The 24,202-nt window shown below is 68.7% G+C and carries 29 protein-coding genes; 23 read left to right on the top strand and 6 right to left on the bottom strand.

Annotated elements, in window-relative coordinates:
- Window positions 1-2: 2 nt before the first annotated feature.
- From EV657_RS06735 to hypE, 14 genes are all read left to right on the top strand, one after another.
- Window positions 3-584: a HupE/UreJ family protein gene (locus tag EV657_RS06735; RefSeq protein WP_113670885.1), complete on the top strand. Its 582-nt coding sequence runs from the start codon at window positions 3-5 to the stop codon at window positions 582-584.
- Between the two features lie 10 nt (window positions 585-594).
- The gene (gene cybH / locus EV657_RS06730) at window positions 595-1,389 is read left to right on the top strand and encodes a Ni/Fe-hydrogenase, b-type cytochrome subunit (RefSeq protein ID WP_134077450.1); all 795 of its coding nucleotides are present in this window, start codon (window positions 595-597) and stop codon (window positions 1,387-1,389) included.
- Window positions 1,390-1,567: 178 nt separating this feature from the next.
- The gene (locus EV657_RS06725) at window positions 1,568-2,209 is read left to right on the top strand and encodes a HyaD/HybD family hydrogenase maturation endopeptidase (RefSeq protein ID WP_113670884.1); all 642 of its coding nucleotides are present in this window, start codon (window positions 1,568-1,570) and stop codon (window positions 2,207-2,209) included.
- On the top strand, window positions 2,209-2,520 hold the full coding sequence (locus tag EV657_RS06720; RefSeq protein WP_113670883.1) for a HypC/HybG/HupF family hydrogenase formation chaperone: 312 nt from the start codon (window positions 2,209-2,211) through the stop codon (window positions 2,518-2,520). The genes EV657_RS06725 and EV657_RS06720 overlap by 1 nt, the downstream gene beginning before the upstream one ends.
- A 5-nt stretch (window positions 2,521-2,525) precedes the next feature.
- The gene (locus EV657_RS06715; RefSeq protein ID WP_166673660.1) at window positions 2,526-2,903 is read left to right on the top strand and encodes a thioredoxin domain-containing protein; all 378 of its coding nucleotides are present in this window, start codon (window positions 2,526-2,528) and stop codon (window positions 2,901-2,903) included.
- A 10-nt stretch (window positions 2,904-2,913) separates the two neighbouring features.
- Window positions 2,914-3,741, top strand: coding sequence for a hydrogenase expression/formation protein (locus EV657_RS06710; RefSeq protein WP_113670881.1), 828 nt, complete (start codon window positions 2,914-2,916; stop codon window positions 3,739-3,741).
- The gene (gene hybE, locus EV657_RS06705; protein ID WP_113670880.1) at window positions 3,738-4,556 is read left to right on the top strand and encodes a [NiFe]-hydrogenase assembly chaperone HybE; all 819 of its coding nucleotides are present in this window, start codon (window positions 3,738-3,740) and stop codon (window positions 4,554-4,556) included. Before EV657_RS06710 ends, hybE begins: the two co-directional genes overlap by 4 nt.
- Window positions 4,553-5,437 carry a hydrogenase expression/formation protein HupK gene (locus EV657_RS06700; protein ID WP_134077448.1) on the top strand — a complete coding sequence of 295 codons (885 nt, stop codon included), beginning with the start codon at window positions 4,553-4,555 and terminating at the stop codon, window positions 5,435-5,437. The genes hybE and EV657_RS06700 overlap by 4 nt, the downstream gene beginning before the upstream one ends.
- A complete protein-coding gene (gene hypA, locus EV657_RS06695; protein WP_075784882.1) occupies window positions 5,430-5,771 on the top strand; it encodes a hydrogenase maturation nickel metallochaperone HypA in 342 nt (113 codons plus the stop codon). Before EV657_RS06700 ends, hypA begins: the two co-directional genes overlap by 8 nt.
- Window positions 5,771-6,652 carry a hydrogenase nickel incorporation protein HypB gene (gene hypB / locus EV657_RS06690; RefSeq protein WP_134077447.1) on the top strand — a complete coding sequence of 294 codons (882 nt, stop codon included), beginning with the start codon at window positions 5,771-5,773 and terminating at the stop codon, window positions 6,650-6,652. The genes hypA and hypB overlap by 1 nt, the downstream gene beginning before the upstream one ends.
- On the top strand, window positions 6,652-8,136 hold the full coding sequence (locus EV657_RS06685) for a sigma-54-dependent transcriptional regulator (protein WP_113670878.1): 1,485 nt from the start codon (window positions 6,652-6,654) through the stop codon (window positions 8,134-8,136). Before hypB ends, EV657_RS06685 begins: the two co-directional genes overlap by 1 nt.
- Window position 8,137: 1 nt before the next feature.
- A complete protein-coding gene (gene hypC / locus EV657_RS06680) occupies window positions 8,138-8,428 on the top strand; it encodes a HypC/HybG/HupF family hydrogenase formation chaperone (protein ID WP_075784885.1) in 291 nt (96 codons plus the stop codon).
- Window positions 8,425-9,567: a hydrogenase formation protein HypD gene (gene hypD, locus EV657_RS06675; RefSeq protein WP_134077446.1), complete on the top strand. Its 1,143-nt coding sequence runs from the start codon at window positions 8,425-8,427 to the stop codon at window positions 9,565-9,567. The genes hypC and hypD overlap by 4 nt, the downstream gene beginning before the upstream one ends.
- Window positions 9,564-10,604 (top strand): hydrogenase expression/formation protein HypE, encoded by a 1,041-nt coding sequence (gene hypE / locus EV657_RS06670; RefSeq protein ID WP_075784887.1) that lies wholly within the window; start codon window positions 9,564-9,566, stop codon window positions 10,602-10,604. The genes hypD and hypE overlap by 4 nt, the downstream gene beginning before the upstream one ends.
- A gap of 30 nt (window positions 10,605-10,634) precedes the next feature.
- On the opposite strand, the gene EV657_RS06665 is transcribed toward hypE, so the two are convergent.
- The 3 genes from EV657_RS06665 to EV657_RS06655 all read right to left on the bottom strand — a co-directional run bounded on the left by EV657_RS06665 (window position 10,635) and on the right by EV657_RS06655 (window position 12,151).
- The gene (locus EV657_RS06665) at window positions 10,635-10,853 is read right to left on the bottom strand and encodes a hypothetical protein (protein ID WP_075784888.1); all 219 of its coding nucleotides are present in this window, start codon (window positions 10,851-10,853) and stop codon (window positions 10,635-10,637) included.
- A gap of 156 nt (window positions 10,854-11,009) precedes the next feature.
- A complete protein-coding gene (locus EV657_RS06660; protein WP_134077445.1) occupies window positions 11,010-11,783 on the bottom strand; it encodes a Bax inhibitor-1/YccA family protein in 774 nt (257 codons plus the stop codon).
- 152 nt (window positions 11,784-11,935) lie between these two features.
- Window positions 11,936-12,151, bottom strand: coding sequence for a DUF1127 domain-containing protein (locus EV657_RS06655; RefSeq protein WP_075784890.1), 216 nt, complete (start codon window positions 12,149-12,151; stop codon window positions 11,936-11,938).
- Between the two features lie 124 nt (window positions 12,152-12,275).
- Between EV657_RS06655 and EV657_RS06650 the strand changes: the two genes are divergently transcribed.
- The gene (locus EV657_RS06650) at window positions 12,276-13,130 is read left to right on the top strand and encodes a LysR family transcriptional regulator (RefSeq protein ID WP_075784891.1); all 855 of its coding nucleotides are present in this window, start codon (window positions 12,276-12,278) and stop codon (window positions 13,128-13,130) included.
- 8 nt (window positions 13,131-13,138) lie between these two features.
- On the opposite strand, the gene EV657_RS06645 is transcribed toward EV657_RS06650, so the two are convergent.
- Window positions 13,139-14,101 carry an NADPH:quinone oxidoreductase family protein gene (locus tag EV657_RS06645; RefSeq protein ID WP_113670874.1) on the bottom strand — a complete coding sequence of 321 codons (963 nt, stop codon included), beginning with the start codon at window positions 14,099-14,101 and terminating at the stop codon, window positions 13,139-13,141.
- 334 nt (window positions 14,102-14,435) lie between these two features.
- Here EV657_RS06645 and EV657_RS06640 point away from each other — a divergent pair, with 334 nt between their 5' ends.
- From EV657_RS06640 to EV657_RS06610, 7 genes are all read left to right on the top strand, one after another.
- Window positions 14,436-14,804, top strand: a complete 369-nt coding sequence (locus tag EV657_RS06640) for a helix-turn-helix domain-containing protein (RefSeq protein WP_075784893.1) — start codon at window positions 14,436-14,438, stop codon at window positions 14,802-14,804.
- An 88-nt stretch (window positions 14,805-14,892) separates the two neighbouring features.
- Window positions 14,893-15,690 carry a histidinol-phosphatase gene (hisN, locus tag EV657_RS06635; protein ID WP_134077444.1) on the top strand — a complete coding sequence of 266 codons (798 nt, stop codon included), beginning with the start codon at window positions 14,893-14,895 and terminating at the stop codon, window positions 15,688-15,690.
- A 3-nt stretch (window positions 15,691-15,693) separates the two neighbouring features.
- Window positions 15,694-17,034 carry an 8-oxoguanine deaminase gene (locus EV657_RS06630; protein ID WP_134077443.1) on the top strand — a complete coding sequence of 447 codons (1,341 nt, stop codon included), beginning with the start codon at window positions 15,694-15,696 and terminating at the stop codon, window positions 17,032-17,034.
- A 152-nt stretch (window positions 17,035-17,186) separates the two neighbouring features.
- A complete protein-coding gene (gene mgtE, locus EV657_RS06625; protein WP_075784896.1) occupies window positions 17,187-18,572 on the top strand; it encodes a magnesium transporter in 1,386 nt (461 codons plus the stop codon).
- Complete coding sequence (locus EV657_RS06620; RefSeq protein ID WP_113670871.1) at window positions 18,569-19,123, top strand: 5-formyltetrahydrofolate cyclo-ligase; 555 nt, start codon at window positions 18,569-18,571, stop codon at window positions 19,121-19,123. Before mgtE ends, EV657_RS06620 begins: the two co-directional genes overlap by 4 nt.
- Before the next feature lie 42 nt (window positions 19,124-19,165).
- A complete protein-coding gene (locus tag EV657_RS06615) occupies window positions 19,166-19,978 on the top strand; it encodes a TIGR00282 family metallophosphoesterase (protein ID WP_113670870.1) in 813 nt (270 codons plus the stop codon).
- Between the two features lie 174 nt (window positions 19,979-20,152).
- Window positions 20,153-21,931, top strand: coding sequence for an SLC13 family permease (locus EV657_RS06610; protein WP_113670869.1), 1,779 nt, complete (start codon window positions 20,153-20,155; stop codon window positions 21,929-21,931).
- Between the two features lie 4 nt (window positions 21,932-21,935).
- Here EV657_RS06610 and EV657_RS21505 read toward each other — a convergent pair whose 3' ends face one another.
- On the bottom strand, window positions 21,936-22,106 hold the full coding sequence (locus EV657_RS21505) for a hypothetical protein (RefSeq protein ID WP_166673659.1): 171 nt from the start codon (window positions 22,104-22,106) through the stop codon (window positions 21,936-21,938).
- Window positions 22,107-22,152: 46 nt separating this feature from the next.
- The gene (locus EV657_RS06605; protein WP_134077442.1) at window positions 22,153-23,259 is read right to left on the bottom strand and encodes a pyridoxal phosphate-dependent aminotransferase; all 1,107 of its coding nucleotides are present in this window, start codon (window positions 23,257-23,259) and stop codon (window positions 22,153-22,155) included.
- A 126-nt stretch (window positions 23,260-23,385) separates the two neighbouring features.
- On the opposite strand from EV657_RS06605, the gene EV657_RS06600 reads away from it, so the two are divergent.
- Window positions 23,386-24,129 (top strand): alpha/beta fold hydrolase, encoded by a 744-nt coding sequence (locus EV657_RS06600; RefSeq protein ID WP_113670867.1) that lies wholly within the window; start codon window positions 23,386-23,388, stop codon window positions 24,127-24,129.
- Window positions 24,130-24,202 lie beyond the last annotated feature (73 nt).

Raw genomic sequence — 24,202 nt, 5'->3', positions numbered from 1 at the left:
CGATGAGGAAATATCTGCTTGCCGCGGCTCTGGCCGCAGTGGCGGGCCCGGCCCTGGCCCATACCGGCCATGGGGCGTCTACCGGGTTCGTTCATGGGGTGCTGCACCCGCTGACCGGGGCCGATCACCTGCTGGCGATGCTGGCGGTGGGGCTCTGGTCGGGCTTTGCGCTGAGCGCGCGCCTCTGGGCGGGGGCCGCCGCCTTCATGGGGGCGATGGTTGCAGGCGCCGCGCTGTCCTGGGCGGGGGTGCCGCTGCCGGGCGTCGAGGGCATGATCGCGGCCTCGGTCCTGGCCTTCGGTGTTCTGGCCGCCTTTGCCCATCGCGGGCAGGCGCGCTGGGTCACCGGCGCCTCGCTGGGGGCGATCGCGCTTTTCGGCATCTGCCACGGCCATGCCCATGCCTCCGAGGCGACCGGGGCGGCGCTGGCCTATCTGGGCGGGTTCCTGATCTCGACCGCGGCGCTGCACCTGACCGGCATTCTTGTTGCCCGCGCGGTCGCGGAGGCCCGCGCCGCCCGCACCCTGCGCCGGACTGCCGGAGGCGCGCTGGTGGCCTCGGGCGCCTGGCTCCTTGCCGGATGAGGATCGCGCCATGAGTGTCGAAGACAGAACCTCCATCCCGATCCATATCCCGAACCCCGAGGCGCCGACCCCGCTCGAGGCCGCGCGGCTGACCGGCGGTGCCCGTCCCGAGGATATCGAAAGCCTGCAGCTGCGCGCGGCCGTCTATGTCTACGAAATGCCGGTCCGGATCTGGCACTGGGTCAACGCGCTGGCGATCACGATCCTGATCGTGACGGGCTACCTGATCGCCTCGCCGCCGCCCACCATGGAAATCGCCGAGGCGACCGACCAGTTCGTGTTCGGCTATATCCGCTTTGCCCATTTCGCCTCGGGCATGGTGCTGACGGTCGCCTTCCTGGGCCGGATCTACTTTGCCTTCGTCGGCAACCGGCATGCGCGGCAGCTGTTCTACATCCCGGTCTGGCGCAAGCGCTGGTGGAAAGAGATGATCTTCGAGGCACGCTGGTACGCCTTCCTCGAAAAGGAGCCGAAGAAGTATATCGGCCACAACCCGCTGGCCCATTTCGCGATGTTCACCTTCATCACGCTGGGCATGACCTTCATGATCGTCACCGGCTTCGCGCTTTATGCCGAAGGGGCGGGGCAGGGGTCGTTCTACGACAGCTGGTTCGGCTGGATGCTGGGGCTTGTCGGCAATTCCCAGCGGCTGCACACGCTGCACCATCTGGGGATGTGGGCGATCACGCTCTTTGCGATCTTTCACATCTATGCCGCGATCCGCGAAGATATCATGTCGCGTCAGTCGATGATCACCACCATGATTTCCGGCTGGCGGACCTTCAAGGACAATCGGGTGGAATAAAACAACGCGAAGACCCCGAAGCCGCGGGCACAGCTTTGCCCGCGGCGCGGCGGGGCGGCCGACGCGCTGGCGATCTGCGCCGGCCGCAGGGCCTTCCCGCCGTACCGAAAGACCCTATTTTCCGCCGGAGGCGGGGCAGGATGGCCCCCGCTGTCGGCACCGGCCGAGGGAGGACCCCATGCCCGCCGCGACTGACCGCCTGACCCTGATCCTCGGTATCGGAAACGTCCTCTGGGCGGATGAGGGCTTCGGGCCCCGCTGTGTCGAGACGCTGGCCGAGACCCATGCCTTCGACGCCGGGGTGCGGCTTCTGGATGGTGGCACCCAGGGGCTTTATCTGCTGCCCTTTCTCGAAGAGGCCGACGATCTTCTGATCTTCGATGCGGTCGATTACGGGCTGGCACCCGGCACGCTGAAGATCGTCCGCGACGGCGACGTGCCCGCCTTCATGGGCGCGAAGAAGATGAGCCTGCACCAGACCGGGTTTCAGGATGTGCTGGCCACGGCCGCCTTCAAGGGCTGCAGCCCGGCACGGATGACCCTGATCGGCTGCCAGCCCGCCGAGATCGAGGATTACGGCGGCGGGCTGACCGCAACCGTGGCGGCGCGGCTGCCCGATGCGCTGGCCGAAGGGCTGGCCGAGCTCGCCCGCTGGGGCGTCGCCGCGCGGCCGGGCCGCACCGCCACGCCCGATCTGGCCGATCCCTCGATCCGCCGCGAGGCCTACGAATCCGGCCGGCCCTCGGCCGAGGCGGCCTGCCGCTCGGGCGACGACCGGTTCTTCCCCGGGCAGGGCGATCTTGCCGGGCCGGTGCGCTGATGTGCGTGGGCGAGCCGATGCGGCTGATCGGGATCGACGGCATTGCCGGGCGCACCGACGAAGGCGCGCTGATCGACCTGTCGCTGACGCCCGAGGCGCGGGTGGGCGACTGGGTGCTGACCTTTCTGGGCGCCGCGCGCGATCTGCTCGACCCCGACGAGGCGCAGAGGATCCGCGCCGCGCTGGACGGGCTGCGCGCGGTGATGGCGGGTGGCTCGGCGGGCGATGCCTTCGCCGATCTCGAGGCCCGCGAACCGAGCCTTCCCCCCCACCTGCAGGCCGCGCTGGCGGCTGGCGACACCCAGGGATGACCGCCATGACCCACCCGCTGATTGCCCGTCTCGAAACCGATCTCGGCTGGCCCAGGCTGACCGACATGGCGGATGTCGCGGCCTTCACCGCGCGGCCGGGGGTGCATTGCCTGTTCGTGCCCGGCGATCCCGCGCGCAACCTCGAGACCGCCGATGCGGCGGTGATCCTGCCCGAGCTGCGGCAGGCGTTTCAGGGCGCCTTCGACTGCGCCCTCGTCGATGACGCGATCGAGGCCGAACTGCGCGAGACGACCCGGGCGCTGAAGACCCCGGGCTTCATCTTCTACCGCGAGGGGCAGCTGCTGGGCGATATCCAGAAGATCCGCGACTGGGACGACTATCTGGCCCGCACCGCGCATATCCTGTCGCTGACCGACGCCTGAGGAGGACATCATGGTTTCCGGCTTTCATCTGCCCCCCACCGGCTTCGGCCCCGGATCGCAACCCGCCGATGACGAGCTTGGCTACATGCAGATGCCTTCGGGCATGCGGACCTATGCCGCGCATCTGCCCGAGATCGACGATACCGATGCCGCCGCACCGGCGCTTGCCCTGCTGGAGCGCGCCGCCGCCGCCTGCGAGCGTGCCGCCGCGACCGGCGAGGGCGAAAGCTTTCAGCTGGCCGACCTGCCGCCCGACGCGCGCGCCCTTCTGACCGAGACGCTGGGCCAGGGCGAGGTGTCGGTCCGCATCCAGGGCGTGCCCGCCGTCGCGGTGCAGGAAAGCGTCTTTGCCGGGGTCTGGCGGGTGATGGGCGCGGGCGTCGACCGGGTCGAGGTCGGCGCGGTGCCCGCGCGCGCCAGGATCGCCTTCGCACCGCAGCGCGCGGCGCTGGGGCTTGAGGCGCCGAAGGGGCTCGATGTCTTCAACGCCCCGGCGCTGCTGGTCGAGCTGCTCGACCGGTCGGCCGCCTGGCGCAAGGGCAAGGACGCGCATGTGGTCAACCTGACCCTGCTGCCCCATACCGAGGGCGATCTGGCCTGGCTGGACGCGGCGCTTGGCGAAGGCGCTGTGACGGTCCTGTCGCGCGGCTATGGCAATTGCCGGATCACCGCCACCGCCACGGCGAATGTCTGGCGGGTGCAGTATTTCAACTCGATGGACACGCTGATCCTCGACACCTTCGAGGTCACCGACATGCCCGAGGTGGTGCTGGCCGCGCCCGAGGATCTGGCCGACAGCGCCGGGCGCATCCGCGACGTGCTGGAGGCGATCCGATGACCGCCCGCTTCGAGGGCAGCTATGGCGGCCGCGACGACCGGATCAGCGCGGCGGCGGTGATGGAATGCAAGATCTGCTGGACGGTCTATGACCCGGCCGAGGGCGACGACTTCCGCCAGGTGCTGCCCGGCACCCCTTTCGCCGCGCTGCCCGAGGACTGGACCTGCCCGACCTGCGACGCGCCGAAGGCCCAGTTCATGGTCAAGGACGATCCCGGCGCGGCCGAGGCTGCGACGGCGGCCTGGATCGCCGACCGCACCGCCGCGCTTGAGGCCGAGTTCCGCGAGATCTGGCATTCGAAGATGCGCGACGTGCCCCTGGTCAACGCCTCGCTGCATGTCGAAGCGGTGGGCTTCGCGCTTTATGAGGGGCGCCCGCTGGGCGTGCTGGTGGCGCCCTGGTTCATGAACCTGATCCTGCTGCCCGCCGAGGGCGAGGACTGGTCCGGTCTGACTGCGGGCGCCAAGGAAAGCCTGTGCTTTCCGTCGGGCGACTACGAGTTCATCCACAATGTCCGGCCGATGGCGGGCGGCTACAAGGCCTGTTCGCTGTTCTCGCCGATGAACGATTTCGCCAGCCAGCTGCAGGCGGTCGAGGTCGCCCGCGCGGTCATGGTCGAGCTGTTCAAGGCCGAGAACCGGGCCGAAACCGACCGCGCTGCCGACATCCGTGCCGCGCGCGAGACGGATCTGGCGGACGCCGAGGCCGCCGAAGGCGAGGCCTCGGGCACGGGCGCCCCGACCCGCCGCGCGGTGATCTCGGGCGGTCTGGCCGCCGGGGCCGAGGACCGTCCGGCGGAGGCGCCGGGCGCGTGAGCGCGGCCTTGCATATCGCCCTGACCGGCGCCGGGCCGCGGATCGCCCCGCCGGCCCCGCCCGCGCTCGAGGCCCTGCTGCTGCATCGCCGGGTCGAGGAGGCCGCCCTGCTGGTGCCGCGGATCTTCAACCTTTGCCGGGCTGCCCAGTCGCTGGGGGCCCGCGTGGCGCTGGGGCTGCCCGCGCGGCCTGAGGACCGCGCGGCGCTGGCCGACGAGATCCTGCGCGACCATCTGATGCGGTTTTTCGTGCTCTGGCCACGCGCTTTGGGCCTGCCGCCCGCGCCGCTGCCGGGCGACGATATCGCCCGAGCCGTGTTCGGCCCCCCGGGCCGATGCCCCGCGCCCGATGCGTTTGACCGCTGGCTGGTGGCGGGGGCGGGCGTGGCGCCGGTTCTGGCAGCACTCGCCGGACGGTTCGCGCCGGGCGAGGCGGTTGCCGATCTGCCCCCGGCCGACCCCGGACCTGCGCTTGACGCGGCAGCGGAGGAAAACTCGCCCTGGCTGCGGCACCGCACATCGCCGCTGCTGGCCGAGATCGAAGCGCGCTACGGGCGCGGCCCGCTCTGGCGCGCGGCGGCGCGGCTGGTCGATCTCGAGGCCTGCCTGTCCGGTCAGTTCCCCGCCACCCCCGCCACCCGGGGCGGGGTCGTTCGCGTGCCCGCGGCACGGGGGACCTATTCCCTGTCGGCGCGGGTCGAGGACGGGCGCGTCGCGGCCTTTCGCCGCCTGACGCCGACCGATCACCTTTGCGCGCGGGGCGGGGTGCTGCAGAGGGCGCTGGAAAGCCTGCCGCGCGGCCGGGCCGACCTGGCGCCGCTGGTGGTCGACATCCTCGACCCGTGCGTACCGGTCGTCTTCGACGAGGCCGCCCATGCATGAGATGTCGCTGTGCGAGGGTATTCGCGGGATCGTCGAGGATCAGGCGCGCGCCCACGGGTTCGCGGCGGTGCGGCTTCTGCGGCTGGAAATCGGGCGCTTTGCCGGGGTCGAGAAACCGGCGCTGGAATTCGCCTTCGACGTGGTGATGCGGGGCAGCCCGGCCGAGGGCGCCCGGCTTGAAATGATCGACCTGCCCGGCCGTGCGCTGTGCTACGATTGCGGCGTCGAGGTCGAAATCGAGAACCGGCTCGACCCCTGTCCGCGCTGCGGCGGCGGCCGGCTGATGCCCGTGGGGGGCGACGAAATGCGGATCAAGGACATGGAGGTGGTGTGATGTGCACGGTATGCGGGTGCGGGGGCGCGACGCTGGAAGGGCAGGCAAGGGGGCAGGCCCAGGATCACGGGCAGGATGCCCCTCATCATCATCACCATCATGACCACACCCATGACCACGGGCACGCTCACGGGCACCACCACCATGGCTACCATGGCGACCTGCACTACGGCGGGGGTGCGGCCGGGGTGTCGGTGCCAGGCATGTCGCAGGCGCGGCTGATCGAGATCGAGGCCGGCATCCTGTCGAAGAACGATGCCTTTGCCGATGGCAACCGCCGGGTGCTGCGGGCGCTGGGCGCCTTTGCCGTCAACCTCGTCTCGTCGCCCGGCTCGGGCAAGACGACGCTGCTGTGCCGCACCATCGAGCAGCTGGGCGCGCAGCCGCTGGCGGTGATCGAGGGCGACCAGCAGACCTCGAACGATGCCGACCGCATCCGCGCGACCGGCGCCCCGGCCATTCAGGTCAATACCGGCAAGGGCTGTCATCTCGACGCCCATATGGTGGGCCATGCGATGGACCATCTGGCGCTGCCGCGGGGGGCGATGCTGTTCATCGAGAATGTCGGCAATCTGGTCTGCCCGGCGGGCTTCGATCTGGGCGAGGATGCCAAGGTCGCGATCCTCTCGGTCACCGAGGGCGAGGACAAGCCGCTGAAATACCCCGATATGTTCACCGTCGCCCGGCTTGCGATCCTGAACAAGACCGATCTGGCCCCGCATTGCGATGTCGATTTCGACCTCTACGAGGCCAATCTCCGGCGGGTCAATCCCGGCATCGAGATCCTGCGCGTCTCGGCCCGTACCGGCGAGGGGATGGAGGCCTGGATCGACTGGCTGACCGCGCGGCTGGCCGAGAAGGCTGCCGGGGCGGCGGATTGATGGCGCCTGCCAGCGCCCGCCCGGCGGTCCTGCTTGTCGATGACGAGCCGCATTCGCTGGCCGCGATGCGGATGGCGCTGGAGGACGAATTCGATGTCCTGACCGCCGCCGATGCCGAAGCCGCGATGGCGGTGCTGCGCGACGAATGGGTGCAGGTGATCCTGTGCGACCAGCGCATGCCCGGGCGCTCCGGGGTCGCGTTCCTGTCCGAGGTCCGCGAACGCTGGCCCGAGACGGTGCGGCTGATCGTGACCGGCTATACCGACAGCTCGGCCATGGTCGCCGCGATCAACGAGGCCGGCATTCACCAGATCCTGACCAAGCCCTGGCATCCCGACCAGCTTCTGGTGGCGGCCCGCAACGCGGCGCAGCTGTTCCAGCTGTCGCGCGAGAACGAGCGGATGGCGCTGGAAATGCGGCTTCTGGCCTCGACCGCCGAGTCGCGGGTCGAAAAGCGCCGCAAGGCGCTGCGCGAGGGCATGGGGTTCGAAACCGTGCTGCGCGCGCCCAACTCGCCCATGGTCGAGGTGGTGCAGATGGCCCGCCGCTTTGCCGGGTTCGACCTGCCGGTGGTGCTGACGGGCGAGCCCGGCACCGGCAAGGCACAGCTGGCGCGGGCGATGCATTACGCCTCGTTGCGGGCGGACAAGCCGTTCTATGACCTCAATCTGGCCGGTATGCCCGAGGATCTGACCGCGATCGAACTGATGGGCGCGAAACGGGGCGTGCTGGCCGGGGGCGTCGCCCGGATCGGGCTGATGCAGAAGGCCGATCGCGGCACGCTTTACCTCGGCGGGATCGAGACCGCGCCGCCAGGGCTGCAGCTGACGCTGTTGCGGGTGCTGACCGAGGGCGCTTTCACGCCGGTCGGCGGGCAGGAAACGGTTGGCACCAATTTCAGGCTCATCTGCGGCGCGGGCACCGATCTGAAGGCGCTGGTCGCCGAAGGCCGGTTCCGCGCCGATCTGTACTATGCGCTGGCGGCGGGCGAGATCGCGGTGCCGCCGCTGCGCGCCCGGCGCGGCGACATCGCGCTGCTGGCACAGGCCAAGCTGGCCGAGCTGTCCCAGGCCCATGGCAAGCCGGTGCATGGGCTCGACGAGGCGGCGCTGGAATTTCTGGAAAACTACGACTGGCCGGGCAACCTGCGCGAGCTGAAGAACGAGATCGCGCGGATGCTGGTAATGGCCCCGGACAAGATGCTGGGGGCCGATCTGATCTCGCGCCACATCCTGCAGGCACCGCCCGGCGACGAGGGCGCCGACCGCTCGGCCGATGCGGTGCTGGCGCGGACCGGATCGCTGAAGGACCGGGTCGAGCTGATGGAGATGCGGATATTGCGCGAGACGCTGACCCGGCATCGCTGGAACAAGAGCCGCGCGGCCGCCGAACTGGGCCTCTCGCGGGTGGGGCTGAGGGCGAAGCTCGACCGCTACGGGATCGCCGGTCCCGCTGGGCGAGTCTCTCAGGACGAGGAGGACTGACATGTGTCTGGGAATTCCCGGCCGTATCGTGGCCGTTACCGATGCCGCGCGGATGATGGCGCTGGCCGAGGTTTCGGGGGTGCGGCGCGAGGTGAACGTGGCCTGCATTCTCGACGGCCCGGCCGAGGACCTGGTGGGCGAATGGGCGTTGATCCATGTGGGCTTCGCCATGGCCCGGATCGATGCGGACGAGGCCGCGAAGACGCTGCAGGCGCTGCAGGATCTGGGCGAGGCGCAGGAAGCGGCCGAGGCCATGGCCGAGGGTGCGAAGGCGCTGGAGGGGCAGGGATGAAATACGCGACCGAATTCCGCGACCCGAAGGCCGCGAAGGCCGTTCTGGCCCGTATCTCTGCGCTGGCCGATCAGATCGGCGCGACGCGCGCGGCCCCGGTCCACATCATGGAGATCTGCGGCGGGCATACCCATGCGATCTTCCGCTACGGGCTCGACAAGCTGGTGCATGAGGGGGTCGAGTTCATCCACGGCCCCGGCTGCCCGGTCTGCGTGTTGCCGATGGCGCGGGTCGACGAATGCGTCGAGATCGCGAACCGCCCGGGCGTCATCTTCACCACCTTCGGCGACGCGATGCGGGTGCCGGGCACGAAGATGTCGCTGATGCAGGCCAAGGCCGCGGGCGCCGATATCCGCATGGTCTATTCGCCGCTCGACGCGCTGGAACTGGCGCGCCGCAATCCGGGGCGCGAGGTGGTGTTCTTCGGCCTCGGCTTCGAGACGACGACGCCGTCGACCGCGCTGTCGATCCAGCAGGCCGCGCACGAGGGGTTGGGCAATTTCAGCGTCTTCTGCAACCACATCACCGTGCCCGAGCCGATCAGGGCGCTGCTGGACGATCCGCACATGGTGCTCGACGGCTTCGTGGGGCCGGGCCATGTCTCGATGGTGATCGGCATCCACCCCTACGATTTCATTGCGCGGGATTACGGCAAGCCCATCGTCGTGGCGGGGTTCGAGCCGCTGGATCTGCTGCAATCGGTGCTGATGGTGCTGACCCAGATCCGGGATGGCCGGGCCGAGGTGGAAAACCAGTATGCCCGCGTGGTGCCCGAGCACGGGAACCCGGTCAGCCTTGCCGCCATCGTCGATGTCTATGAGAAACGTCCCTCCTTCGAATGGCGGGGTCTCGGAGAGATCGACCAGTCGGGACTGCGGATCCGGGCGAGATATCGCGCCTTTGACGCCGAAGAGAAATTCGGTGTCGGCTATGCCGCCGGACCGCGTGTGGTGCCCGAGCCCGAGGGCTGTGCCTGCGGTCAGGTGATGACCGGCCGGATCAAACCCACGGCCTGCCCGCAATTCGGCTGCGGCTGTACGCCGGAGATGCCGCTGGGCGCGTTGATGGTCAGTTCCGAAGGGGCCTGCGCGGCCTATTGGCAGTATGGCGGCGCCCGGGCGCCGGAGGCGGTTGAATGAATGTCCCGACCCGGGCGCGGTTGCGCGATACCCATGTGACGCTGTCCCATGGCGGGGGCGGACGGGCGATGCGCGATCTGATCGACGAGGTTTTCGCCGCGGCCTTCCGGCCCGACGCGATGGAGGATCAGGCCCGGTTGTCGGATGCGGCGCTGACCGAACCCGGCGCGCGGCTCGCGATGACCACCGACAGTTTCGTCGTCACGCCGCTGGAATTTCCCGGCGGCGATATCGGCAAGCTCGCGATCTGCGGCACGGTCAATGATCTGGCGGTGGGGGGCGCACGGCCCTTGTGGCTGTCGGCGGCCTTCATCATCGAGGAGGGCACCGAGATCGCCCTTCTGCGCCGGATCGTGGCGACGATGGCGGCCGAGGCCGAGGCCGCAGGCGTGCGGATCGTGACCGGCGACACCAAGGTCGTGGGGCGCGGTGCCGCCGACGGGGTCTTCGTGACCACGACCGGTGTGGGCGCGATCCCGCCCGGGCGCGATCTGGCGGCCAGCCGCATCCGCCCCGGCGACGTGGCGCTGGTGAATGGCGTGCTTGGCGATCACGGCGCGACGATCCTGGCCGCGCGGGGCGATCTGGCCTTGTCGACCGACATCCGGTCCGACTGTCAGGCGCTGGGCCATCTGATGGAGGCGGTGATCGCGGCCGCCCCCGGCACCCGGGCCGCGCGGGACGCGACGCGGGGCGGGCTGGCCTCGGCGCTGAACGAGATGGCCGAGGCGGCGGGCGTTGGTGTCGAGATCGAGGAAGAGGCGCTTCCCTTGCGCGACGAGGTCAAGGGGATGTGCGAGATCCTCGGGCTCGACCCGCTTTATCTGGCGAATGAGGGAACGCTGGTTCTTTTCGTCCCCGAGGCCGAGGCCGCGGCGGCGCTGGCCGCGATGCGCGCCCGGCCCGAAGGCCGCGATGCCGTCATTGTCGGCCGGGCGACCGCAGAGCATCCCGGTCAGGTCCGGATGCGCACCGCCTTCGGCGGGGCGCGCATCGTCGACATGCTGGTGGGCGAGCAGCTGCCGCGCATTTGCTGACTGCGGCCGTTGCGCCCGCCGTAGTTCCCGTCAGAACGGGTTCGACGACCGGGCGCGGGCCGCGTTTCGGCCGACCAGGGCGGTGTGCCGTCCGCCTCGATACAGGTCGAAGACGACCCCTTCGGCGGTCTCGGCGAAAGCCGTGTCCCAGTCCCTGGCAAAGATCCGAAGCGTTGCGAGACAGGCGCCGGTCCTGGCCGCGAGGGCCGTGGCCGCGCGCCCGGCGCGGCGGTCGAAATGATGTCGCATCGGCAGTTCTCCCTCCGAGACTCAATCCTTAGTGTTTTTATCAACTAATATCCGCGACCGCGCAATCCCCTTTGGCTGTGCGGCCCGGGCGCAAGAAGAAACCCGCCGGACGGGAGGTCCGGCGGGTCTGGAAAAGTCAGGTCCTGATGCGTCAGGTCACTCGCGGTTGCCGAGGAACTGCAGCAGGAACATGAAGAGGTTGATGAAGTCGAGATAGAGGTTCAGCGCCCCCATGATCGCCGACTTGCCCAGCCACTCGCTGTCCATCGCATGGGCGTGCTGGATGTACTCGGTCTTGATCCGCTGGGTGTCATAGGCGGTCAGTCCGGCGAAGATCAGGATGCCCAGCGCCGAAATCGCGAACATGATCGCGGGCGAGGCCAGGAAGATGTTGACGATCGATGCGACCACAAGGCCGATCACGCCCATGATCAGGAACGACCCCCAGCCCGAGATGTCTTTCTTGGTGGTGTAGCCCCAGAGCGACAGGCCCGCGAAGGCGATCGCGGTCACGAGGAAGGTCTGCACGATCGAGATGCCGGTGAAGACCAGGAAGATCGAACTGATCGACAGGCCCATCACGGCGGCGAAGGCGTAGAAGACGACCTGCGCGGTGGCGGCCGACATCCGGTTGATGCCCGCCGAGAAGCCGAAGACGAAAAGCAGCGGCGCGAACATGATCAGCCATTTCAGCGGCGAGGTGTAAAGCGCCTGGCCAAGGCCGGTCAGGTACTTGTCGGCCCCGATCTGCACGGCGGTCGGCATGTCGGTGACGGCCAGCCCCGAAATCGACCAGGACGCCAGCGCGGTGATCAGCATGCCTACGGACATGGTGCCGTAGACCTTGTTCATATGGGCGCGAAGACCCTCGTCGATCTGCGCGGTGCGAACGCCCGTCGCCCCGGCGCGGATCGTGTTGTAGTCAGCCATTGAAAGCCTCCTCCTTGGTCCAATACCGGCGGTCAAGCGCAAAAGCCCCGCCATTGCCGGGGTATATCGGCAAGGGCGGGGCCCATTTCAAGCCTTCCGGCAGTCAAACGCGCGGCATTCGCCGTAGGTTCGTGGCAGGACGCAGCGACGGTTCAGCGCAGCCAGCTTTGCGGGACGTCCCAGGCCGGGCGGCGCGCTTCGGCACGGGCCTCTTCGGCGGTCAGGCCGATGTCGCGCAATTGCCGGTCGTCCAGCTCGACCAGTTGACGGCGCTGGCGCGCGGCGCTCAGCCCCAGAAGAATCCGTTTCACGAGGCCGGCACCGCCGACGTCGTGGGCCGCGCGGATGTTCGTGCTGACTTGCGCCATGGTGTTGCACCTTCGTTAACTTTGATGAAACGGCCTTGTTCCATCACCATCCTTGATGCTTATGCCGGATTGTGGTCCATTCTTCAAACGAATGATGGTTATGGGTTGAATCAGGAATCTTGATGTGGCGCGCAATCTGGACATGACTGCCCTGCGCTCGTTTGTGGCTGTATCGGATGCGGGCGGGGTGACGCGGGCGGCGGGCTTTCTGAACCTCACGCAATCGGCCGTGTCGATGCAGATCAAGCGGCTGGAAGAGGCGCTGGACCTGCAACTGCTCGACCGGACCGAACGCAAGGTCAAGCTGACCGCCTCGGGCGAACAGCTTCTGGGGTATGCCCGGCGCATCCTCAGCCTCAACGACGAGGTCTATGCGCGCATGACCGCGCAGGAATACGAGGGCGAGGTGGTGGTGGGCGTGCCCCATGACATCGTCTATCCGGCGATCCCGCTGGTGCTGAACCGGTTTGCCCGCGACTTTCCCCGGGTCAAGGTGCAGCTGATCTCGTCCTACACGATGCGCTTGCGCGAGATGTTCCGGCGCGGCGATGTCGATATCATCCTGACCACCGAGGATCGCTGCGGCCCGACCGGCGAGACGCTCACCGAACTGCCGCTGGTCTGGGTGGGGGCCATCGGCGGGACGGCCTGGCGCCAGCGCCCGCTGCGGCTTGCCTACGAGCATACCTGCATCTTCCGCCAGGGCGTGCAGGCCGCGCTCGACCGCGCGGGAATCCCCTGGGTGATGACGGTCGAAAGCGATTCGAGCCGGACCGTCGAGGCCAGCGTCAGCGCCGATCTCGCGGTCCATACCTCGGTCGACGGCGCGCTGCCGCCTTATGTCGAGCGTATCCAGCACGGCGGCGCGCTGCCCGACCTGAAGACGACCCAGATCAACCTTTATGCCTCGGACCTTGCCGACGGGCCTGTGATCGGCGCCCTGGCCGAGCTGATCCGGCAGGCCTACCGGGCGTCCTGAGGCGCCGGTCAGTGCATCGCGATCACCACCTTGCCGGTCGCCTTGCGCTGGCGCAACAGATCCAGCCCCTCGGCCGCGCGCTCGAGCGGCAGCACATGGCTGACATGGGGATGCAGCCGCCCTTCGGCATGCCAGCGGAACAGCGTCGCCAGACTGGCGGTCAGCACCTGGGGGCGGAAGGCCAGATAGCCGCCCCAGTAAAGCCCGATCACCGAGAGGTTCTTGACCAGCAGGTGGTTGGCCTTGATCTGCGGCACCTCGCCCGAGGCGAATCCGATCGCCAGCAGGCGCCCGTCGGGCCGACAGGCCCGCATCGCTTCGGCAAAGAGCGGCCCGCCGACCGGGTCATAGACCACATCCGCCCCGCCAAGCGCCAGCACCGCCGCGCGCAGATCGTCTGTGTCGCTGTCGATCAGGTGATCGGCGCCCGCAGCGCGCGCGACCTCCAGCCGGTCGGCGCCGCGCGCGCAGGCGATCACGGTCGCGCCCATCGCCTTGCCGATCTCGACTGCGGTCAGCCCGACCCCGCCCGCCGCGCCGGTGACCAGCAGCGTCTCGCCGGGGGCCAGCCGCGCCTTGTGCGACAGGGCCACATGCGAGGTTCCATAGGCGATCTGAAACCCTGCGGCCTCGATGAAGCTCATGGTCTCGGGCAGGGGCAGGCAGCGGTCGGCGGGAAAGCAACCGGCCTCGGCCAGCCCGCCCGATCCGGCAAAGACCGCGACGCGTGTGCCCAGACGGCCCGGATCGACTCCCTCGCCCAGCGCCTCGACGGTTCCGGCCAACTCCATGCCCAGGGTCGCGGGCAGGGGAGGGTGTTCCTGATAGCGGCCCTCGATGATCAGGAGGTCGGCGAAATTGAGCCCGCAGGCCGCGATCCGCACCCGGACCTCGCCCGCGGCTGGGGCGGGACAGTCTGCCTCGGCCAGGCGCGGCTGTTCTCCGATCCGGTCAAGCTGGAAAAGGCGCATCGAAACTCCGTAGAATGGTGTAGACTGACACGGCGGTAACCTTAGTGGGGCCGGGGTGGTGTGACCAGTGATCCCTGCTTTCGCAGAATGCAAAGGGCACCTGTCTAAAGGTTGTTTGCGAAATGCGAAGGCGCTCTTTCAGATTCGCGACATGCAACCATTACGCGAGCTTGAGTCGGGGTACTTAACCAATTTCGTGCACTGCCCCAGGGATCGTACAAATTTAAATTACCTTTTTTGTTATGGGTTTATTAGCGAAGTGGTGGGTTAAGAGCGTTTCCCCGTTCGCTTGGCATAGGTGTTGCTATATGTTTGTCGGTAGAGGAGTTCACCAATGAAACACCCTGTAGATGTCCATGTGGGCAAACGTATCCGACACCGGCGCTGGATGGTGGGCATGACCCAACAGCAACTGGCCGAGCGGGTCGGTATCAAGTTCCAGCAAATTCAGAAGTATGAGACCGGCATGAACCGCGTCAGCGCCTCCCGTCTGTGGGACATCGCCGATGCGCTGGACGTCGCGGTCAGCTTCTTCTTCGAAGGCCTTGATGGCCGCAACGCCGAGCAGACGACCACCGGCATGCCCGACGATCTCTTGTCGGACAAGGAAGCGCTGGAACTGGTGCGCTCTTACTATGCCATTCCCGAGAACCAGAGGCGGCGGCTTTTCGAACTGGCGCGCGTGCTGAGCGACGTGGCCTGAAACCGGTGCTTGACGGACGAGCGTAGCAAGGCTAGCGCCCAGGTGGCAGGCGCATCAGCGCCCCGTCCGCAAGTCCACCGGAGGCCGGATGAAAGATACGGAAGCCGACTCCCTGATCGAGATCGCGCATGCGCTGGCCGATGCTGCACGAACCGCGACCCTGTCGCATTTTCGTACGGCGGCCCTCGGGGTCGAGAACAAGGCCGGGACGGGCTTCGACCCTGTCACGCGCGCCGATCGTGCGTCCGAGGCGGCGATGCGCGCGATTCTCGCCGACCGCCGCCCGGAAGACGGCGTTCTGGGCGAGGAGCTTGATGGCACCTCGTCCCGCAGCGGGCTGACCTGGGTGCTCGACCCGATCGACGGAACCCGCGGGTTCGTCTGCGGTACGCCGACCTGGGGCGTCCTGGTCGCGCTGTCCGATGCGGACGGACCGATCCTCGGCATCATCGACCAACCCTATATCGGCGAACGCCTCCTGGGCGGGTTCGGACGGGCCGAGTTTTCAGGACCCCATGGCCAGCGCAGGCTTGCGACCCGCGCGCCGCGCCCTCTTTCTCAGGCCTCGGTCTTTTCGACCTTCCCCGAGGTCGGCACCCCGGAAGAGAGGCGCGTCTTTGCCGCGCTGGCCGGTCAGGCGCAGATGGTGCGCTACGGGATGGATTGCTACGCCTATGCGCTGGTGGCCATGGGCCATGTCGATCTGGTGGTCGAGGCGGGACTGCATGCCTATGACATTCAGGCCCCGATCGCGGTGATCGAGGCGGCGGGGGGCATCGTCACCGACTGGAAGGGCGGTCCGGCCCATGACGGGGGCCGGGTGGTCGCGGCCGCCAATGCCAGTATCCATGCCGAGGCGCTGGCGATCCTTTCGGCGGCGGCCTGACCCATGGGCCATATGCTGATCCAGGGCGCCGAGCTGATCGTCACCATGGACGACGAGCGGCGCGAGCTGGCGGGGGCCGATCTGCGGCTGCGCGACGGCTGCGTGGCCGAGATTGGCACGGGCCTCGCGCCCGAGGGGGCCGAGATCGTCCGGGCCGACGGGTGTCTGGTGACGCCGGGGCTTGTGAACACCCACCATCACCTGTCGCAATGCCTTACCCGCGCGGTGCCGGGCGCCCAGGATGCGCTGCTGTTCGGCTGGCTGAAGACGCTTTATCCGATCTGGTCGCGCTTCGGCCCCGAGGAATTCCGGGTTTCGGCCCTGGTCGGCCTGTCCGAACTGGCGCTTTCGGGCTGCACCATGAGTTCGGACCATCAGTACCTCTATCCGAACGGGGCGCGGCTGGACGATACCATCGCCGCGGCGCGCGAGGTCGGGATCAGGTTCCATGCGACCCGCGGCGCCATGAGCATCGGCGAGTCGAAGGGCGGTTTGCCGCCTGACGGGCTGGTCGAGGCCGAGCCCGCGATCCTCGAGGACTGCATCCGGGTGATCGACGCCTTTCACGATCCCGATCCGGGCGCCATGATCCGGGTCGGCGTCGCGCCCTGTTCACCCTTCACCGTCAGCCCCGAACTGATGCGCGACGCGGCCCTTCTGGCGCGCGACAAGGGCGTGCGGCTGCACACGCATCTGGCCGAAAACGATGAGGATATCGCCTATTCGCTGGACCGGTTCGGCTGTCGCCCCGGGCAATATGCCGAGGATCTGGGCTGGACTGGCGACGATGTCTGGCACGCCCATTGCGTCAAGCTTGACGGTCGCGAAATTTCACTTTTCGCGCAATCGGGCACCGGGGTCGCGCATTGTCCCTGTTCGAACTGCTGGCTCGGGTCCGGCATCGCGCCGGTCCGCGCGATGCGCGATGCCGGGGTGCGGGTGGGCCTTGGCGTCGACGGGTCGGCCAGCAATGACGGTGGCAGCCTGATCGGCGAGGCGCGGCAGGCGATGCTGTTGCAGCGGGTGGTGCTGGGCGCCGATGCGATGAGCGCGCGCGAGGCGCTTGAAATCGCGACCCGGGGCGGCGCCGATGTGCTGGGGCGGCCCGACTGCGGGCGGCTGGCCCCGGGCATGCGTGCGGATCTGGCGATCTGGGACATGTCGGGGATCGAGGCGGCCGGGCTCTGGGATCGGGCCGCTATCTTGCTGGCCGGGCCGAACCGGGTGCGCGATCTGTTCGTCGAGGGGCGGCAGGTGGTGCGCGACGGCCGCATCGTCACCCACGATCTCGGCACGGCCGTGGCGGCCCAGACCCGGATCGCGCGGCGTCTGGCCGGGCTTTAACCCGCGCGACGGCTGCGCGCCTCGGCTTTCTGACATCTCCGGAGAGGTTTCTGGCCGATGCTCGGGCCTGCGGCCGCGCGCGGCCTGCATCCGACCTTGTTGCCTGCAACGGGCAATGGTTATGGTGCGGACAAGGCAGCGGAAGGGCAGGCATGGAAAACGAGGTCATCGACCAGGCGGAGCCCGGGGAAGAGGGCTACGGTCTCGACAACCGGACGGTTGCCGCGATCCGCCTGGCCGTGGCCGCAGGCGACCGGGTGCGCCTTGGCGAATTGCTGGAACCGCTGCACCCCGCCGACATCGCCGACCTTCTGGAACAGGTCGACAGCGGCCACCGGCGCGAGATCCTGCTGTTGGGATCGAGCTTCTTCGACGGCGAGGTGCTGTCCGAACTCGACGAAAGCCTGCGCGAGGAGGTGATCGCCTTCCTGCCGCGCGACGTCCTGTCCGAGGCCGTCCGCGAGCTTGAATCCGACGACGTCGTCGATCTGCTGGAAGATCTCGACGAGCCGCAGCAGGCGGCGATTCTGGACGCGCTGGAAGATGCCGACCGGCTGGCCGTCGAGCAGGCGCTGACCTATCCGGAATACTCCGCCGGCCGCCTGATGCAGCGCGAGGTGGTGCGCGCGCCCGAACACTGGACCGTGGGCGAGACCATCGACCATCTGCGCGCCCACAAGGAAACGCTGCCCGACCAGTTCTACCATGTCATCGTGGTCGATCCCGGCATCCGGCCGGTGGGCTACGTGACGCTTGGCAAGCTTCTGTCCTCGCGCCGGTCGGTCAAGCTGACCGAGCTGTTCGAGGAGAGCTTCCGCACCATTCCCGCGACCCAGGAGGAAGGCGAGGTCGCCTATGCCTTCAACCAGTATCACCTGATTTCGGCGCCCGTTGTCGACGATGCCGGGCGGCTGGTCGGGATCATCACCATCGACGACGCGATGGCCGTCCTCGACGAGGAACATGAAGAAGACATCCTGCGTCTGGCCGGGGTCGGCGACAGCAGCCTCAGCGACCGGGTGGTCGAGACCTGCCGTCAGCGCGTGCCCTGGCTCTTGGTGAACCTCGGCACCGCCATCGTCGCCTCGCTGGTGATCGCCCAGTTCGAGACCGCGATCGCCCAGGTGGTCGCGCTGGCCGTGCTGATGCCCATCGTCGCCTCTATGGGCGGCAATGCCGGGACCCAGTCGCTGACCGTCGCGGTGCGCGCGCTGGCGACCAAGGACCTGACCGGCTCGAACGTCTGGCGCGTCGTGCGGCGCGAACTGGCTGTCGGCGTGATCAACGGGGTGCTGTTCGCGCTGGTGATGGGGGCGGTGGGCGTCCTCTGGTTCGGATCGGGCACGCTGGCGATGGTGATCGCGGCGGCGATGATCATCAATCTGGGGGTTGCGGCGCTGGCCGGTATCCTGGTGCCGGTCATGCTGGACCGGCTCGGGGTCGATCCGGCGCTGGCCTCGGGGACCTTCGTGACCACGGTGACCGATGTCGTCGGCTTCTTCGCGTTTCTCGGGCTCGCCTCGGTGGTGCTGTTGTGATCGTCGCGGCGAAGGCCGCGCTTCGGGCCGAGGCGCAGGCGCGGCGCGCCGCCGTCCATGACCCGGCCCGCGGCGCAGAGGCTCTGGCCCGGCTGGACGCGGTGCTGGCGCCTCATCTGGGCCGCCCGGCCGCCGGCTATCTGCCGATCCGGTCCGAGCTTGACCCGCGCCCCGCGATGGCGGCGCTGGGCCGGGCCGGGCCGGTCGGCGTGCCGGTGATCGAGGGCGCGGCGCGACCGCTGTCCTTCCGGCTCTGGACGCCTGATTGCGCGATGGAGCGGGGGCCGTTCGGCGTCTCGATCCCGTCCGAGCCGCGGCCGATGGTCCCGGAGGTGCTGATCGTGCCGCTTCTGGCCTTCGACCGGCGGGGCATCCGGCTGGGCTATGGCGGCGGGTACTACGACCGGACACTGGCGCTTTTGCGCGCGCGCGGCCCTGTTCTGGCGGTCGGGCTGGCCTATGCGGGCCAGGAACTGCCGGACCTTCCGGCCGAGCCGACCGACCTGCCGCTCGATCTGATCGTTACCGAAGCGGAAGTGATCCTGCCCTAAGACACTTGCGCGCGCGGCCGCTCCGTCCTAGGGCTGACGGCCATGAAATTGCTGTTCCTCGGAGATGTGATGGGCCGCTCGGGCCGGTCGGCCGTGGCCGACCGCCTTCCGGCCCTGCGCGAGGCCTGGGGCCTCGATTTCGTTGTGGTCAATGGCGAGAATGCCTCGTCGGGCGCCGGGCTGACGCCTGCCCATGCCAAGGGGCTGCTCGAGGCCGGGGCCGATTGCGTGACGCTGGGCGATCATGCCTTCGACCAGAAGGACATGCTGGGTTTCATCGAGCAGGAGCCGCGTATCCTGCGGCCGCTGAACTTCGCCAAGGGGGCGCCGGGCAAGGGTGCGCGGCTGTTCAACGCCCGGGGCGGGCGGAAGGTGCTGGTGGCGCAGATCCTTGGCCAGGTCTTCATGAAGCGGCCCTTCGACGATCCGTTCTCGGCCATCGAGACCGTCTTGAAGGCGCATCCGCTGGGCGGGCTTGCCCAGGCGGCGGTGGTCGATGTGCATTGCGAAGCGACCTCCGAGAAGATGGCGCTGGGGCATTATTGCGACGGCCGCGCCAGCCTTGTCGTCGGCACCCATACCCATGTGCCGACCGGCGACGCCCAGATCCTGCCCGACGGCACCGCCTATCTGACCGATGCCGGCATGTGCGGCGATTACGATTCGGTCATCGGCATGGACAAGGCCGAACCGATGCGCCGCTTCATCACCGGCATGTCGAAGACCCGCTTTACTCCGGCGATGGGCGAGGCGACCCTGTCGGGCGTCTATGTCGAAACCGACGACCGCACCGGCCGCGCCATGCGCGTGCGCATGATCCGCCAGGGCGGACGGCTGGAGCAGGCCGCGCCATGACCGGAGCCCCTTGCGGGCCGACCGGACGTCCTCGGGACGGTCTTTCCTGCGACGGCGCGCGGCCGGGCGGAGCAATCCGCGGTGGCCGCCGCGACCCTTCCGGACCCGGCCGCATCGCTTGCCGAGGCCGGATCGGGCGCACATACTTGTCCTGAAGCCAGTGAAGGGCCGTCGATGATCCCGCTTTCGCTCCCCCCCACCGGCATGGCGCTGCTGGCGCTGGCGGTCGTGGCCGCGATGTTCGTGGCCTTCGTGCGCGAACGCTATCCTGCCGAGGTGATCGCGATCTGCGGCGCCACGGTGATGCTGGTTCTGGGCATCCTGCCCTATGAGGACGCGCTGCGGGTGCTGTCGAACCCCGCCCCCTGGACCATCGCCGCGATGTTCCTGGTGATGGGGGCGCTGGTCCGGACCGGCGCGCTCGACTGGGTGATCCATGCCGCCGAGCGCGGCGGCAAGCAGAAGCCACGGCGCGCCATTGCCACGCTGATGGGCTTCGTGCTGATCTCGTCGGCCTTCGTGTCGAATACGCCGGTCGTGGTGGTGATGCTGCCGGTGTTCGTCCAGCTGGCGCGCAGCCTCGGGGTCTCGGCCTCGAAGCTTCTGATCCCGCTCAGCTATGCCGCGATCCTCGGGGGCACGCTGACGCTGATCGGGACCTCGACCAACCTGCTGGTCGACGGGGTGGCGCGGACCCAGGGGCTGGAGCCCTTCTCGATCTTCGAGGTCACGCCGCTGGCGCTGGTGCTGGTCGCCTGGGGGATGATCTATCTGCGCGTCTTCGGGCGCCGGCTGCTGCCCGCCCGCGACAGCATGGCCGATCTGTTGTCCGACAAGTCGAAGATGAAGTTCTTCACCGAGGCGGTGATCCCGCCCGACAGCAACCTGATCGGCCGCGAGGTTACGGGCGTGCAGCTGTTCAAGCGCGAGGGCGTCCGGCTGATCGACGTGATCCGGGGCGACGAGTCGCTCCGGCGCAATCTGAACGGCGTGACGCTGCAGACCGGCGACCGGGTGGTGTTGCGGACCCAGGTCACCGAATTGCTGTCGCTGCAGCGCAACAAGTCGTTGCGCCGGGTCGATCAGCTGTCGGCGGTCGAGACCTCGACGGTCGAGGTGCTGATCTCGCCCGGCTGCAAGATGATCGGACAGACGCTGGGCTCGCTGCGGCTGAGGCGGAAATTCGGGGTCTATGTGCTGGCCGCGCACCGGCGGAACCAGAATATCGGGCGCCAGCTTGACGATCTGGTGGTGCGGGTCGGCGACACCCTGCTGCTGGAGGGCGCGCCCGCCGACATCAAGCGGCTGGCCGCCGACATGGGGCTGGTCGACATCACCCATCCCTCGGGCCGCGCCTATCGCCGGACCCAGGCGCCCATCGCCATCGGCGCGCTGGTGGGCATCGTGGTGCTGGCGGCGCTGGGTGTCGCGCCGATCCTGATGCTGGCGGTGGCGGCGGTGGCGCTGGTGCTGGCGGCGCGCTGCATCGACGCCGAAGAGGCCTTCACCTTCGTCGAGGGCCGGTTGCTGGCGCTGATCTTCGCCATGCTGGCGGTCGGTGCGGCGCTGGAATCCTCGGGCGCGGTCAAGCTGATCGTCGACGGGCTTGCGCCCTATCTGGCGGAACTGCCGCCGTTCTTCGTGGTCTGGGCGGTGTACTTGCTGACCTCGGTGCTGACCGAACTGGTCACAAACAACGCGGTCGCCGTCGTCGTGACCCCGATTGCGGTGGGGCTGGGCCATGCGCTTGGCGTCGATCCGCGGCCGCTGGTGGTGGCGGTGATGATCGCGGCCTCAGCCAGTTTCGCGACGCCCATCGGCTATCAGACCAACATGATGGTCTATGGCCCCGGCGGCTATCGCTTCACCGATTTCCTGCGGGTGGGGATCCCGCTGAACCTGTCCATGGGGCTTTTGTCGGCGTTGCTGATCCCGCTTCTGTGGCCGCTTTGACCGGTCAGGCGGCGGCCAGATGCAGCGCGAACCAGATCGCGCCGGCCAGCGCCAGCGCCCATCCGTAACCCGCCGTCACCCAGACCAGGACCAGCAACACGAAGAAGGCGAAGAAGCCCGACACCAGAAAGGCGCGGAAGAACGTGTCGGCGGGATGATCGGGGCGGTCTGACATGACGACAGACTGCCACGAATCGCCGGACGATGGGTAAACGCGGGGCTCAGGCCCGGGCGGCCTCCAGCGCCTTCGGCAATGCCTCGGCCAGCACGGCCAGCTGATCCTCGGGGCCCGATGCGATCCGGATGCAGCGGTCGAGCGGCGCCACCCCCGGCATGCGCACGAAGACATCGCGCTGGGTCAGTTCAGCCAGCACCCGGCGCGCGAAATCGCCGTCCGCGCCGCAATCGACCGTCACGAAATTGGTGGCCGAGGGCAGGGGGGAAAGCCCGTTGGCCTTGGCGATCCGGGCGATCATGGCACGGCCTTCGGCCACCTGCGCCTTGACCTCGGCCAGCCAGGCGGTGTCGGCCAGCGAGGCCAGCGCCCCGGCCTGGCTGATCCGGCACATGCCGAAATGGTTGCGCACCTTCTCGAAGGCAGCGATCAGCGGCGCCGCGGCGATGGCATAGCCCACCCGCGCCCCGGCGAGCCCGTGGATCTTGGAAAACGTCCGGAACCGGATCACCCGCGGATCTTCGGGGTCGATGGCGGGCGCGGTGCCGTCGGGGGCGAATTCGACATAGGCCTCGTCCAGCACCATCAGCGTGCCCTCGGGCACCGCCTCGATCATCGCCTGCACCCGCCCGGCCGGAAGCCAGGTGCCCATCGGGTTGTCGGGGTTCGACAGATAGACCAGCTTGGCACCCAGTTCGGCGGCCTTCCCGATCAGCGCGTCCGGGTCCTCGTGGTCGTCGCGATAGGGCACCTTGTGCAGCGCGCCGCCAAAGCCCACGACATGGTAGTTGAAGGTCGGATAGGCCCCTTCGGAGGTCACCACCGCGTCGCCCGGCCCGACCACCAGCCGCACCAGATAGCCCAGAAGCCCGTCGATCCCTTCGCCGACCATGATGCAGTCGGGCGCGACCCCATGCACCTCGGCCAGTGCTTGGCGCAGCGCGTGGTTCTGGGCGTCGCCGTATTTCCAGACCTCGCGCACCGCCGCCTGCATCGCGGCGACCGCCTTCGGCGAGGGGCCGAAGAGGCTCTCATTCGCGCCAAGACGCGCCCGGAACGGCCGGCCGCGGCCGCGTTCCAGCGTTTCGGGGCCGACGAACGGCACGGTGGCGGGAAGGCTGTCGACGAGCGGGGTGAAACGGGGTCCAGTCATGGCCGGAGAAAACTCCAATTCGGCGGTCTCCGCAAGGCCAGCCGCCCCGCCGGGCCTTGCGGATGCCGGGCCGCGCGCCTAGCGTCCCGGCGCAGAAAAGAACGACCGCGAAGGAGACCGGGGCCGATGACCGAACCGCAGATGCTGACCACGCCCGAGGGCCGCCGTCTGGCCTATCACCGCACCGAAGGCAGGGCGCCGGGCATCGTCTTTCTCGGCGGCTTCATGTCGGACATGGAGGGCACCAAGGCCACCCATCTCGAGACCTGGGCCAAGGCGCAGGGCCGCGCCTTCCTGCGGTTCGACTATTCCGGCCACGGCCAGAGCTCGGGCCGCTTCGACGAGGGGGCCATCGGCGACTGGGCGGCCGATGCCCGTGCCGCGCTTGGGGCGCTGACCGAAGGGCCGCAGGTGCTGGTGGGGTCCTCGATGGGCGGCTGGATCGCGCTTTTGCTGGCGCGCGCGCTGCCCCATCGCGTGGCGGGCCTCGTCGGCATCGCCGCCGCACCCGATTTCACCGAGGACAGCATGTGGGCCGGGTTCTCGGACGCCCAGCGGGCCGAGCTGATGACGGCGGGCCGGGTCGAGATCCCCTCGGCCTATGCCGACAGCCCCTATGTCATCACCCGCCGCCTGATCGAGGACGGACGCCGGAACCTCGTGCTGCGCGCGCCCCTCGCGTTCAACGTACCGGTGCGGCTCCTGCAAGGCACCGCCGACGAGGATGTGGACCTCAGCGTCGCGCTGCGCCTGCTCGACCGGATCGAGGCGCCCGATCTTCGACTGACGCTGGTGAAGGGCGCCGATCACCGCTTTTCGACGCCCGAAACGCTTGCCCTGATCGAGACGGCCATCCTCGAGGTTGCGTGACCGTCCGCGCGCGGGATCGGCGCTTCGGGTCTTCTTCTTGGTCCAAATACCCGCGCCCACGGGGCGCGGCCCC

This window comes from Rhodovulum visakhapatnamense (assembly GCF_004365965.1).
GTDB lineage: Bacteria > Pseudomonadota > Alphaproteobacteria > Rhodobacterales > Rhodobacteraceae > Rhodovulum > Rhodovulum visakhapatnamense.
This window is presented reverse-complemented; position numbering and strand designations above follow the sequence as displayed.

Coding starts and splice junctions, on each gene's coding strand:
- EV657_RS06610 (WP_113670869.1), top strand. CDS start 20,153: ATGATCCCGCTTTCGCTCCCCCCCACCGGCATGGCGCTGCTGGCGCTG.
- EV657_RS06710 (WP_113670881.1), top strand. CDS start 2,914: ATGGTTTCCGGCTTTCATCTGCCCCCCACCGGCTTCGGCCCCGGATCG.
- EV657_RS06630 (WP_134077443.1), top strand. CDS start 15,694: ATGGGCCATATGCTGATCCAGGGCGCCGAGCTGATCGTCACCATGGAC.
- hypA (WP_075784882.1), top strand. CDS start 5,430: ATGCATGAGATGTCGCTGTGCGAGGGTATTCGCGGGATCGTCGAGGAT.
- EV657_RS06725 (WP_113670884.1), top strand. CDS start 1,568: ATGCCCGCCGCGACTGACCGCCTGACCCTGATCCTCGGTATCGGAAAC.
- EV657_RS06715 (WP_166673660.1), top strand. CDS start 2,526: ATGACCCACCCGCTGATTGCCCGTCTCGAAACCGATCTCGGCTGGCCC.
- hybE (WP_113670880.1), top strand. CDS start 3,738: ATGACCGCCCGCTTCGAGGGCAGCTATGGCGGCCGCGACGACCGGATC.
- hisN (WP_134077444.1), top strand. CDS start 14,893: ATGAAAGATACGGAAGCCGACTCCCTGATCGAGATCGCGCATGCGCTG.
- EV657_RS06685 (WP_113670878.1), top strand. CDS start 6,652: ATGGCGCCTGCCAGCGCCCGCCCGGCGGTCCTGCTTGTCGATGACGAG.
- EV657_RS21505 (WP_166673659.1), bottom strand. CDS start 22,106: ATGTCAGACCGCCCCGATCATCCCGCCGACACGTTCTTCCGCGCCTTT.
- hypB (WP_134077447.1), top strand. CDS start 5,771: ATGTGCACGGTATGCGGGTGCGGGGGCGCGACGCTGGAAGGGCAGGCA.
- EV657_RS06720 (WP_113670883.1), top strand. CDS start 2,209: ATGTGCGTGGGCGAGCCGATGCGGCTGATCGGGATCGACGGCATTGCC.
- EV657_RS06665 (WP_075784888.1), bottom strand. CDS start 10,853: ATGCGACATCATTTCGACCGCCGCGCCGGGCGCGCGGCCACGGCCCTC.
- cybH (WP_134077450.1), top strand. CDS start 595: ATGAGTGTCGAAGACAGAACCTCCATCCCGATCCATATCCCGAACCCC.
- hypD (WP_134077446.1), top strand. CDS start 8,425: ATGAAATACGCGACCGAATTCCGCGACCCGAAGGCCGCGAAGGCCGTT.
- EV657_RS06735 (WP_113670885.1), top strand. CDS start 3: ATGAGGAAATATCTGCTTGCCGCGGCTCTGGCCGCAGTGGCGGGCCCG.
- EV657_RS06645 (WP_113670874.1), bottom strand. CDS start 14,101: ATGCGCCTTTTCCAGCTTGACCGGATCGGAGAACAGCCGCGCCTGGCC.
- EV657_RS06615 (WP_113670870.1), top strand. CDS start 19,166: ATGAAATTGCTGTTCCTCGGAGATGTGATGGGCCGCTCGGGCCGGTCG.
- mgtE (WP_075784896.1), top strand. CDS start 17,187: ATGGAAAACGAGGTCATCGACCAGGCGGAGCCCGGGGAAGAGGGCTAC.
- hypE (WP_075784887.1), top strand. CDS start 9,564: ATGAATGTCCCGACCCGGGCGCGGTTGCGCGATACCCATGTGACGCTG.
- hypC (WP_075784885.1), top strand. CDS start 8,138: ATGTGTCTGGGAATTCCCGGCCGTATCGTGGCCGTTACCGATGCCGCG.
- EV657_RS06655 (WP_075784890.1), bottom strand. CDS start 12,151: ATGGCGCAAGTCAGCACGAACATCCGCGCGGCCCACGACGTCGGCGGT.
- EV657_RS06600 (WP_113670867.1), top strand. CDS start 23,386: ATGACCGAACCGCAGATGCTGACCACGCCCGAGGGCCGCCGTCTGGCC.
- EV657_RS06660 (WP_134077445.1), bottom strand. CDS start 11,783: ATGGCTGACTACAACACGATCCGCGCCGGGGCGACGGGCGTTCGCACC.
- EV657_RS06640 (WP_075784893.1), top strand. CDS start 14,436: ATGAAACACCCTGTAGATGTCCATGTGGGCAAACGTATCCGACACCGG.
- EV657_RS06605 (WP_134077442.1), bottom strand. CDS start 23,259: ATGACTGGACCCCGTTTCACCCCGCTCGTCGACAGCCTTCCCGCCACC.